General features: G+C 62.6%; 13 protein-coding genes. 6 read left to right on the top strand and 7 right to left on the bottom strand.

Annotated features, from left to right (window positions below; translation table 11 throughout):
• Positions 1-28: 28 nt before the first annotated feature.
• From ACK543_RS00235 to ACK543_RS00225, 3 genes are all read left to right on the top strand, one after another.
• Complete coding sequence (locus ACK543_RS00235) at positions 29-748, top strand: hypothetical protein (RefSeq protein ID WP_409940872.1); 720 nt, start codon at positions 29-31, stop codon at positions 746-748.
• 122 nt (positions 749-870) lie between these two features.
• Positions 871-1,509: a histidine phosphatase family protein gene (locus ACK543_RS00230; RefSeq protein WP_409940869.1), complete on the top strand. Its 639-nt coding sequence runs from the start codon at positions 871-873 to the stop codon at positions 1,507-1,509.
• Positions 1,493-2,662: a DSD1 family PLP-dependent enzyme gene (locus ACK543_RS00225; protein WP_409940871.1), complete on the top strand. Its 1,170-nt coding sequence runs from the start codon at positions 1,493-1,495 to the stop codon at positions 2,660-2,662. The genes ACK543_RS00230 and ACK543_RS00225 overlap by 17 nt, the downstream gene beginning before the upstream one ends.
• On the opposite strand, the gene ACK543_RS00220 is transcribed toward ACK543_RS00225, so the two are convergent.
• Together ACK543_RS00220 and ACK543_RS00215 are read right to left on the bottom strand one after the other, a co-directional pair.
• Positions 2,663-2,905 carry a hypothetical protein gene (locus tag ACK543_RS00220; RefSeq protein WP_409940868.1) on the bottom strand — a complete coding sequence of 81 codons (243 nt, stop codon included), beginning with the start codon at positions 2,903-2,905 and terminating at the stop codon, positions 2,663-2,665. It abuts the gene before it with no gap.
• On the bottom strand, positions 2,902-3,132 hold the full coding sequence (locus tag ACK543_RS00215) for an addiction module protein (protein WP_409940867.1): 231 nt from the start codon (positions 3,130-3,132) through the stop codon (positions 2,902-2,904). Before ACK543_RS00215 ends, ACK543_RS00220 begins: the two co-directional genes overlap by 4 nt.
• Positions 3,133-3,484: 352 nt before the next feature.
• Between ACK543_RS00215 and ACK543_RS00210 the strand changes: the two genes are divergently transcribed.
• Positions 3,485-3,784, top strand: a complete 300-nt coding sequence (locus tag ACK543_RS00210; protein WP_409940866.1) for a hypothetical protein — start codon at positions 3,485-3,487, stop codon at positions 3,782-3,784.
• A gap of 474 nt (positions 3,785-4,258) precedes the next feature.
• Here the strand turns inward: ACK543_RS00210 and ACK543_RS00205 are convergent, their stop codons facing one another.
• The 3 genes from ACK543_RS00205 to ACK543_RS00195 all read right to left on the bottom strand — a co-directional run bounded on the left by ACK543_RS00205 (position 4,259) and on the right by ACK543_RS00195 (position 5,778).
• Complete coding sequence (locus tag ACK543_RS00205; RefSeq protein WP_409940865.1) at positions 4,259-4,804, bottom strand: cysteine hydrolase family protein; 546 nt, start codon at positions 4,802-4,804, stop codon at positions 4,259-4,261.
• Between the two features lie 149 nt (positions 4,805-4,953).
• Positions 4,954-5,262 carry a DUF1272 domain-containing protein gene (locus tag ACK543_RS00200; RefSeq protein ID WP_409940870.1) on the bottom strand — a complete coding sequence of 103 codons (309 nt, stop codon included), beginning with the start codon at positions 5,260-5,262 and terminating at the stop codon, positions 4,954-4,956.
• Between the two features lie 207 nt (positions 5,263-5,469).
• Complete coding sequence (locus ACK543_RS00195) at positions 5,470-5,778, bottom strand: hypothetical protein (protein WP_409940864.1); 309 nt, start codon at positions 5,776-5,778, stop codon at positions 5,470-5,472.
• Positions 5,779-6,242: 464 nt separating this feature from the next.
• Between ACK543_RS00195 and ACK543_RS00190 the strand changes: the two genes are divergently transcribed.
• Positions 6,243-7,586: an IS110 family transposase gene (locus ACK543_RS00190; RefSeq protein ID WP_409940863.1), complete on the top strand. Its 1,344-nt coding sequence runs from the start codon at positions 6,243-6,245 to the stop codon at positions 7,584-7,586.
• Positions 7,587-8,394: 808 nt separating this feature from the next.
• On the opposite strand, the gene ACK543_RS00185 is transcribed toward ACK543_RS00190, so the two are convergent.
• Complete coding sequence (locus ACK543_RS00185) at positions 8,395-8,853, bottom strand: ClpX C4-type zinc finger protein (RefSeq protein ID WP_409940862.1); 459 nt, start codon at positions 8,851-8,853, stop codon at positions 8,395-8,397.
• Between the two features lie 139 nt (positions 8,854-8,992).
• On the opposite strand from ACK543_RS00185, the gene ACK543_RS00180 reads away from it, so the two are divergent.
• Positions 8,993-9,166 carry a hypothetical protein gene (locus tag ACK543_RS00180; protein ID WP_409940861.1) on the top strand — a complete coding sequence of 58 codons (174 nt, stop codon included), beginning with the start codon at positions 8,993-8,995 and terminating at the stop codon, positions 9,164-9,166.
• Between the two features lie 212 nt (positions 9,167-9,378).
• Here ACK543_RS00180 and ruvB read toward each other — a convergent pair whose 3' ends face one another.
• Positions 9,379-10,380 (bottom strand): Holliday junction branch migration DNA helicase RuvB, encoded by a 1,002-nt coding sequence (gene ruvB, locus ACK543_RS00175; RefSeq protein WP_409940860.1) that lies wholly within the window; start codon positions 10,378-10,380, stop codon positions 9,379-9,381.
• Between the last annotated feature and the right edge of the window lies 1 nt (position 10,381).

The raw sequence follows: 10,381 nt of genomic DNA, 5'->3' as shown, positions 1-10,381 counted from the left end.
CGCAAGCCACACCCCGGAGCGCCCCGCCATGAACCCTCGCCGCCTCACCCCTTGTCTCGTCTCGGCCCTGGCCGCCCTGGTGCTGGCAGGGTGCAGCACGGGCCCGCGCATCGTGGACGGGCGGGTGCAGAGTTTTGCCACACCCGGCGCAGTCACCACCCCCGCCACCTACCGGCTCGAGCGCCTGCCGTCGCAGCAGGGCCCGGCGTTCGATCCGATTGCCGCGCTGGCCGAACAGGCGCTCGCGCGTGCCGGACTGCGGCGCGATGATGCCCAGCCCCAACTTCTGGCGCAGATTGGCGTGCAGGCCGACACGGTGCCCCGGGCAGACCCCTGGGGCTATCCCTACGGGCCCCACGGCGCACTGGGCGGCTTCGGCCCATCGCCCTGGGCCTGGGGCGGCGGCTTGCATGGGCGTGGCTGGGGCGTGGGCGGGCTGTGGGGCATTGGCGCGCCCACGCCGCTGTACCGGCTTGCGGTGAGCCTGGTGCTGCGCAGCGCACGCGACCAAACGGTGGTGTATGAAACCTCGGCGGTGCATGAAGATGTGTGGGTGAAAGACCCCGGGGTGTATGGCGTGCTGTTTGATGCAGCGCTGCAGGGGTTTCCGGCGCCACCGGCCGGCCCGCGGCAGGTGCGTCTGCCACTGGTTTCTCCCGCAACGCCGGGCGTGGTGGTGCCATCGACCAGCGCAGCGCCCGCAGCTCCGAACACTTCGCCGGCACCGGCAGCCCCGCCAACGCGGTAAGCTTGCGTGGTGCCCTGTGCCAGCCGGACGGGCACAATGCGTGGCGGCTGCCTGGGCGGTCGCCCAAGGGTGGCCGCACACCATGGCCTTGCCAGCCCACTTCCGACACGACACTCGACCGCATGGACGCTACCCGCATTGTCGCCATCCGCCACGGAGAAACCGCCTGGAACGTGGACACCCGCATCCAGGGCCATCTGGACATTGCGCTCAATGACACCGGCCGGTGGCAGGCCCGGCAGGTCGCCCAGGCACTGGCCTGCGAGCCGGTGGCCGCGGTCTACACCAGCGACCTGCAACGCGCCCACGCCACAGCCCAGGCCGTGGCCCACAGCACGGGCGCGCCGCTGGTTGCAGACACAGGCCTGCGCGAGCGCAGCTTCGGCCACTTCCAGGGCCGCACGTTTGCCGAGATCGAGACCGAGTTCCCTGAAGACGCCTTGCGCTGGCGCCAGCGCGATCCGCACTACGCGCCAGAGGGCGGCGAGTCGCTGCTGATGCTGCGCGACCGCATCGAGCGCACCGTCACCGCTCTGGCACGCGGGCATGTCGGCGCGCAGATCGTGATGGTCGCGCATGGCGGTGTTCTTGATGTGCTGTACCGCCTGGCCACGCGCCAGGACATCCAGGCACCGCGCACCTGGCAACTGGCCAATGCGGCCATCAATCGTATTTTGTGGACCCCCGACGGCCTGACCCTGATCGGTTGGGCCGATACCCAGCACCTAGACCATGCAGCACATGATGAAACCCATGCCTGACTCTCTTACATCCACCATCGGCCAGCGTGTGGACCTGATCGACACGCCCGCGCTGGTGATTGACCTTGATGCCATGGAGCGCAACATCCAGCGCATGGCTGACTTTGCGCGCAAGCACCGTGTGCTCTGGCGCCCCCACGCCAAGATGCACAAGAGTGCCGAACTGGCGCTGCAAATGCAGCGCGCTGGCGCGCAGGGTGTGTGTGTGCAGAAGGTGTCTGAGGCCGAGGCACTGGCCGCAGGCGGCGTGACCGACATCACCATCACCAACGAAGTGGTGGCCATGCCCAAGCTGCACCGTGCGGCACGCCTGGCAGCCCGGCTGGCCGCCCAGGGTGGGCGCCTGGCGATTGCAGTGGACCACATCGAAGGCGTTGTCCGGCTGGCCGAGGCCATGGCCATGCACGGCAGCGATAGCGGCATCGACGTGCTGGTCGAGATCGACGTAGGCCAGGGCCGGTGCGGCGTGCCACCGGGCGAGGCCGCCGTGGCACTGGCCCAGGCCGTTACCCAGCACAGCCGCCTTCGGTTTGCCGGACTGCAGGCCTACCACGGACGGGCGCAACACATGGTCAGCACCGTGGGGCGCCGCGCAGCCATCGCCGAGGTGGTGTCCGCCGCACAGCTCACGCGCATGCTGATCGAAGACGCCGGCCTGCCCGTGCCCCTGGTCACCGGCTCAGGCACCGGCACCCTGGTGCACGAGGCTGCCAGCGGTGTGTTTGGCGAGGTGCAGGCGGGCTCGTTCCTGTTCATGGATGCCGACTACGCACGCAACGAACGCGAACCCGCCCAGCCGCAGTTTGAACATGCGGCCTTCATCAAGACGCAGGTGATCTCGGCGCACGAGGGCCACGCCGTGTGCGACGCTGGCCACAAAAGCAACGCCATCGATTCGGGCCTGCCCACAGTGGCCCTGCTGCCGCCCGACTACGCCCTGCGCTACGCCAATGGCGGCGACGAGCATGGCCTGCTCTACGCCCAGGGCCCGCAGGCGCTGCTGCCCACGCTGGGCCAGATGCTGTGGCTCATTCCGGGCCATTGCGACCCCACCGTGAACCTGTACGACTTCATGATCGGCGTACGCGGCGGCCTGGCCGAGGGCGTGGTGGAACGCATCATCCGGGTCGATGCCAGAGGCGCGCTGACCTGATCAACGCAAACATTGGGCGGCGTGCGCGCTGTAAACAATGGAGTGAGGAAAATCTTTGGGGAATACGCGCCGGGTATCGGCCAAATAGGTTGTCCCGATGCCGGGCATGGCACGCATCAATTGCAATGCTTGCTCGACCTGACTGACGAAACGCACGCCGAGACCCTGAACACGCTCGTTGTAGAAGCGGGCCTCGAACTCCAACTCTGCTGCTGCCTCCGGGTGAAACTGCAGGGCCTTCACTGGTGTAAACCGGAGCGCACTTTAGCGAACACGCTTTCAGCTGAGAGGGTCGTCACCGACCCCGACTCTACCTCCGCGATGCGCTTGCGAAGCACCGTCTCCCACGCTGCCTCCACTTCAGTGTCATGGGGGTCTAAGCTCGCAAGTAGTCGTGCAGCCAAACGGGCGCGGTCTTCGGGTGGGAGGGACTGCGCTTGATTTGCAAGAGAGCTGTAGAGGTCGATCATGAGGGGGCTCCGGGAGGTGCTGACGTGATCTTAGATTGAAAGACGCGTGCGAGACAGCCCTCGGACATGACAGCTAACGAGGCTGTGCAAAAACCCCAATTCCAGCCACCGGCTGGCGCTGGGTTGCGGTGATGGTGGTGATCATGGCTTGGCCTCTTCCTGATGTCGTCTGCGGTTGATCGGCTCGCTCAATCGGGCCTCTGATCGGGCCTGCAGCGCTCATTCTGGCACCGAACAAGCCCCCCCTCCTGCCCGCTATTTCCTCAGCCCGCACCCGGCCAGTTTCTCGATGTTGTGCACCAGGCAGTAGATGGGGTTGTGCCCGGGCACCAAGATCACGGGAGGCAAGGTTATGAGTGGGAAGACCAAGCGCTGTTCCAACCGCGCGGCCCAGGCGCTGCGTTCGCGCCAGTCGGCGCTGGGGGCGTACTACCGGCGCATGTGTGCGCGCATGGACAAGCCAAAAGCCGTCACGGCCGCTGCCCACAAGCTGGCACGCCTGATCCACGCCATGCTCCGCCACGGGCAGGAATACACCGACCGGGGGCAGGATTACTTCGAGGAGCGCTACCGCCAGCGGGTCCTGCACAACCTCGCGCAGAAGGCCAAAACCATGGGGACGCAGCTCGTCCCCTCTGACAACCTCGCTTGAAAACACCATAAAATCAATCAGTTGTCTGGTGTTTCTTGAGAGGCACCAAGCCCACGCCGGCACCGTTCATTAATGGCTGTCCAAACCGACTCGGGCGGCGGTATCCGTGAGTTGCCCGCTTGAACCCAGTCCTGCACAGAGGATTGCGACTGACAGTGGCATGTCTGGATGTTAAGGACAAACTCGCGCCCGTCCCAGTCGAACTTGACTCGCCGGTGGGCCGTGCCTACAACCAGCGAAAAGCTGCCCATCAGTAGTAGAAGGTAGCGATGCTCTAGAACAGCAGCACCTCGGCTAGACAGGATTTCTTGAAGCTCCCGAATTTGCTCGATGTGGCTTTCCGCGGACGCCGATAGATCTGTCATTGGTGCCTAACGTTCGAGCTAACCGGCGCGCAGCGGCGTGACACGCCTGGGCCAGAATGAAATGAGGCCCAGGCGTGGCACGCCGTTGCGTGTCCGGTTCAGCGAGGGGTTATGCCCCAAACCGTACCTCCGAAGCGGGCATGAGTCGCGCCATGGGACCGAAGCTGCTGATTGATGACAGTGTGTCGTTGTGATGCCGGATGATTTGCGCCGCTGACAAGTGCTCGTTTCCGAGGGTTGAGTGAGCGTCGGCGACAAGCGTAACGGGGTAGCCGAGTGCCAGCGCGCGACGAGTAGTGGTGTCTACGCAGTACTCGGTTTGCAGCCCACAGATGACCAAGTGACCCACGTCATGTTGCTTCAACACTTGCTCAAGGTTGGTGCGCAGGAATGAGTCGGGCGTTGTCTTGCGAACCAAGATATCACTTGGACTCGCTTTGATTCCCAGTGCCAGGTGCCAGCCCTCTGAGCCGTATTGAAGAGGGCCACTCTTGGCTTCGTGTTGAATGAACACTACCGGTGCATTGACGACTCGCGCCTCTGTCGTCAAGGCGTTGACACGCGCAATGAGCTGGTCGACTTCAAAGGCTCTGTACTCGCCCTCGCACAGGCCACGCTGTACGTCGATGACGAGCAGGGCGGATATGGTCGGCATCGGTTGGTTCCTTTGGGGCATAACGTTCGAGCTAACCGGCGCGCAGCGGCGTGACGCGCCTGGGCCAGAATGAAATGAGGCCCAGGCGTGGCATGCCGTTGCGTGTCCGGTTCAGCGAGGTGTTAGGCCCCACTCGTGTTCCTTGGCACTCAGCGCGCTTCAGGTGCAAGGCCAGCCAGTTGCTTGACGAGTTGCTCGTGGAGCGACAGGTCAACGGGCCGATGCTTGACACTCGTAGTGGCTGGGTCACTACCCAAGTAGTTGTTTCCCTTCCAGTTCCGCGCAGGGCGGATGGGTCTGGGGACAAAGCCACCGCCGCAGTTTGGGCACACGTTTGAAAGTACACCTTCGGCACAGTTGCTGCAAAAGGTGCACTCGTAACTGCAGATACGTGCTTGCGTGGAGTAGGGCGGAAGCGCGACATTGCAGTTCTCACACGTTGGTCTGAGCTGGAGCATGGCGTTCAAGTGTCTCCTGTCGTGGTGCTGTCCATTCTGCCGCAATCAGCCGGGAGTTCCGATTCAGATGAACTTCGGCGGCGCTGAGTGCGGTTCCGGTCGGGCTGGAGCGGGTCTAGCTGTGGGGCCTAACGACTGAATTCACCGGCCGCTGAAAGCGGCCCGGTGGAATGATGGGTTGGGCCACGCTGCGACATGATTGGTGGTTTACGCAGAGTCTTCAATGAAGGCTTGCTTATACCGGTCATAGCGCCGGACTTTCTTCTCACCACGAAGGATTGCCTCAGCATCGGCCTCAGAGAGTTGGTACTTGTGATGAAGATAATCTGGGGTCGGTAGTGCAGTGATTTCCAAATCGCCGCCGTGCATTTGTTCGCCCGAGTGATGCTGCCATTCATAAAGCTTCTTGCATCTCTTGCAAACGACCACGGTCCATGCATTCCAAGATTCATGTAACGGATTGGGGCGCTGACCGATGATGGCCATGTCGTCAACGTTGCAGGAGTGTTGAAACATGCGGGGACCTAGTAGTTGAGTGAAGGAAGCAGCCGCGAAACTTGCAAAGGAAGATGCAATTGAGAGGCCCAACGTTTGAGCTGAGCCGCGAGCGCCGGTGTGGCGCTTGGCCCGCTGGACGGATGATGAACAAAGCCGGGAAGCGGGCCAAGTGCCACGCCGGTGGGAGTCGGCTCGAGCGAAGGGTTAGCGAAGTAATCGGCCCGCCCGCGCCGCAAACCGTTCCGAAGAAACACGTGGCGTTGGCCTGCTGAATATGGCAAGGTGGAACGCAGCACCGGCGAAGACCGACATAGCAATGGTGCAAATTGCCCGCGGGTTAGCGTGGTCATGGGCTGCGTCATCGACATTGGTGAGCCTGCGTTTGGCGTTTGACGCCTTGCACAGGCATCCCGTTTGAGAGAGTGATCAAGACGACGTACCCGAGCCGGTGCCACGTTCCACTTCTCATGATGGAGGATGCCATGGCTCAACGCAAGCGGCCCACCACACAGTCGGCCATCTCCCTGACCCACCCCAACGCCGCCGGTATCGACATCGGCAGCGCCGCGCACTTCGTGGCCGTACCGCCAGACCGCGACAACGAGCCCGTGCGCGAGTTCGCCAGCTTCACCGCCGACCTGCACCGCCTGGCCGATTGGCTCGACGCCTGCGGGGTGGACACCGTGGCCATGGAGTCCACCGGGGTCTACTGGATACCCTTGTACGAACTGCTCGAATCGCGCGGCTTCACCGTGATGCTGGTCAACGCCCGCCATGTCAAGAACGTCTCGGGCCGCAAGAGCGATGTGCTGGACTGCCAGTGGCTGCAGCAGCTCATGAGCTTTGGCCTGCTGCGCGGTGCCTTCCGGCCTGCCGAGCAGGTCTGCGTGCTGCGCTCGCTCAGCCGCCAGCGCACCATGCTGCTGCGCAGCCAAGGTCGCTTCGTGCAGCACATGCAAAAGGCCCTGACGCAAATGAACATCCAGCTGGCCAACGTCATCTCCGACGTGGCCGGCGAGACGGGGCAGAAGATCCTGCGCGCCATCGTCGCCGGCGAGCGTGACGGGCAGGTACTGGCCAAACTCAGGAACGCGCGCATCCGCGCCAGCGAGGACGAGATCGCCAAGAGCCTGCAAGGCAGTTGGCGCGCCGAGCACCTCTTTGCCCTGAAGCAGGCCCTGGACGCATTTGACTTCTGTGGCACCCAACTGGCCGAGTGCGACGCGCAGGTTCAGGCGCAGTTGCAGGCCTTGCATGTGCGCGAGGACGAACCGGCCCAAGGCAAGAAGCGCGGGCGCGCCCGCAATGCCCCGAAGTTCGATCTGCGCACCCAGCTCTTTCAGATGTGCGGCGTGGACCTCACCCGCATCGACGGCATCGATGTGACCACCGCGCTGGTGGTGGTCTCCGAGGTCGGCGCGGACATGGGCAAGTTCCCCAGCGACAAGCACTTCGCCTCCTGGCTGGGTTTGTGTCCGGGCACCAAGATCACCGGGGGCAAGGTCATGAGTGGCAAGACCAAACGCTGCGCCAACCGTGCGGCCCAGGCGCTGCGTCTGGCGGCAGCGGCCCTGCGTTCGAGCCAGTCGGCGCTGGGCGCGTACTACCGGCGCATGTGTGCGCGCATGGACAAGCCAAAAGCCGTCACGGCCGCTGCCCACAAGCTGGCACGCCTGATCTACGCCATGCTCCGCCACGGGCAGGAATACACCGACCGGGGGCAGGATTACTTCGAGGAGCGCTACCGCCAGCGGGTCCTGCACAACCTCGCGCACAAGGCCAAAGCCATGGGTTTGCAGCTCGTCCCCTCCGACAACACCGTCTGAAAACACCATAAAAATCAATCAGTTGTCTGGTGTTTCTTGAGACCTCGCCGAGCTAGTTTCGTTTGCAAGCGGGAAGCTTGGATAGTTCCATCCCTAGATTGTCGATGTCAAGGGGTTGCTCTTCCCACTCGTCAATGCGCATAAGCCTTAGATCAATTTGGCCATGGTTTCGGGAGTCGCCAGAAATGTCGACTAGCGTATCTCCCTGTTTGCTTACATACCTAAATCCCTCTTCCGCCTCTTTGACGCACTTAGAGGCGATAGCTTCCGATGTAGGTCGTATCTTGCTTGTAAGTTCGAGACACAACTTCCGTAACATGCCAGTGTGAGTTGACTTCGTGGTCGCGTACTTCACGCTTATCTCTCGAACCTCGTAACGTTGGCTCTGTCGATTCACTGACGGCACCCAAGTCGCCTTTGCGACTAGAAATCGATCGGCGTTTTCGAGATGGAACCACTGCCCAAATGGCTCGTACTTACAGATGCCGGGTATTCTTGGAATGAGTTCCAGCGCCTCGTTCCCCGGGTACACACCAAGCGCCTTGAGTCTGCCCGCCGGGTCCGAGTCTTCCGGTGGCTTGTGTTTTGGGTCGATCCAGCGTGTTGTTCTCAGTTCCGCGACGCCGTCTCCGAGACAAACAGTCTCGATGCATGCTGTAGAGCGGGTGATCTGACTCGGTGCCTCACTCGTTACAAGAAGCATGAATGTGAGGAGAGAAATGGTGCGTGCGCTAAACATCGTCATTGTGAGGTCTAACGCCGAATTCAGCGGCTGCCGAAGGCAGTCCGCTGGAATGCCCTGTTGGGCCTATGGTGCATCATTGAATTTTCCATGGAACTCCTCGACACAACCGCGACAAACTATCGCGGAGGGGCTTTCAATCCAGCCCTCAACTTCGAAGGCGCGCTTTCCGCAGAACGAGCATTTTTCTCCACCGGTCTGCGCGTCGTAGTACGCCAGCGCTTGTTCAACGGTAGTGTCCATATGGACCCACCGTGCAGCGACGCCGGGATAGTTCCTCTCAGCTCGGGCCTTTACGTCTTCAACAGATACGCCACCGTTCGTTCCCAAGACGTTCCACTCTTCATCGCAGTGGAACAGCAATATGCCTAGGTCTTTGCCCAAGTTGGCGCATATAGCCAACCTCGGAACATGCTCAAGCAGTTCTCCATCGACAAATAACAGGCCCGACTTCCGGTACGGAATGTCCTTTACGACGGCGTACGCAAGCACGCGAGCGCTATCAATAACCAGTGGAGCTGCCACGTTGCTCATTCAAAAAGGCCCAACTAAAATTAGATCGCCACATGCTACCCATCTGAGCCGGTCTAAGTCAATCGCGTAGTGCATCATTCGAACAGTCGGTGCATGACAGCAGCAATTTAGACCGCCTAAAATTCTGCCGATGGACGCGCCCTCCGATCCGCCCGCCCCTGCTGCGCCGCAGCCGTCCAAATTGCTGGAGGCTATGCGCCAGCGCATCCGGGTGCTGCACTATTGCATTCGCAGCGAGCAGGCTTGCGTGGATATGAAGACCACCTTGATGCACACCCACGTGTTGAACCACGGCGGGGAGTGAAGAGGGCGCTGGATGCGCTCTGTCGGGCGGTTCTTTGCCCTGCCACCAGCGGCTGGCCGAGCGCTAGTCGCAGTGGGATCAAATCATCCTAAAAACGGCAGTTGACCGCTTGCCATCTTGCCGCGCACCGCACGGGCTCGGGCCTTGGGTTGTTTTTGCAGCCTCACCTTTGGGGTGACAGCGCCATGCACTTGCCAGCGCCGTTTTTTGGATCACTCAGAAAACAGCCCGCCTGCCGCCTGCGGTGGGGCCACGCCCAGGTGCCGGAAGGCTGCCAGTGTGGCGATGCGCCCGCGCGGGGTGCGCTGTAAAAAACCCTGCTGGATCAGGTAGGGCTCGATCACGTCTTCGATGGTGCCGGATTCTTCGCCAATGCTGGCGGCGATGTTGTCCAACCCCACCGGGCCGCCGTCAAAGCGGTGGATCACGGCCTCGAGCAGCTTGCGGTCCATCACATCAAAGCCCTGCGGGTCCACGTCCAGCATGGCCAGCGCCTTGTCAGCGATCACTTTGGTGATGCGGCCATCGCCCTTGACCTCGGCGTAGTCGCGCACGCGGCGCAGCAGCCGGTTGGCAATGCGGGGCGTGCCACGGGAGCGGCGGGCGATTTCGAAGCCGCCTTCGTCGTCCATGGGGGCATTGAGCAGCCCCGCGCTGCGCTTGACGATGCGCGCCAGCTCTTGGGCGGTGTAGAACTCCAGCCGCGCCACGATGCCAAAGCGGTCGCGCAACGGGTTGGTGAGCATGCCCGCGCGCGTGGTGGCGCCCACCAGCGTGAAGGGCTGCAGGTCGAGCTTGATGCTGCGGGCCGCGGGGCCCTCGCCAATCATGATGTCGATCTGGTAGTCCTCCAGCGCCGGGTAGAGGATTTCCTCGACCACGGGCGAGAGGCGGTGGATCTCGTCGATGAAGAGAACGTCGTTTTTGTCCAGGTTGGTCAGCAGCGCCGCCAGGTCCTTGGGCTTTTCCAGCACCGGACCGCTGGTCTGACGCAGGTTCACGCCCAGCTCGGCCGCAATGATGTGGCTGAGCGTGGTCTTGCCCAGGCCGGGCGGGCCAAACAGCAGAACATGGTCCAGCGCCTCGCCACGCTTGCGGGCCGCGCCGATGAAGATCTCCAGTTGCTCACGCGCCTTCGACTGGCCCACGTACTCCTGCAGCAGCTTGGGGCGCAGGGCCCGCTCGATCGCTTCCTCCTGCGGTGAAGCAGGCACG

The sequence above is a fragment of the Acidovorax sp. genome (genome assembly GCF_046341535.1).
Taxonomy (GTDB): Bacteria; Pseudomonadota; Gammaproteobacteria; order Burkholderiales; family Burkholderiaceae_C; genus Acidovorax.
This window is presented reverse-complemented; position numbering and strand designations above follow the sequence as displayed.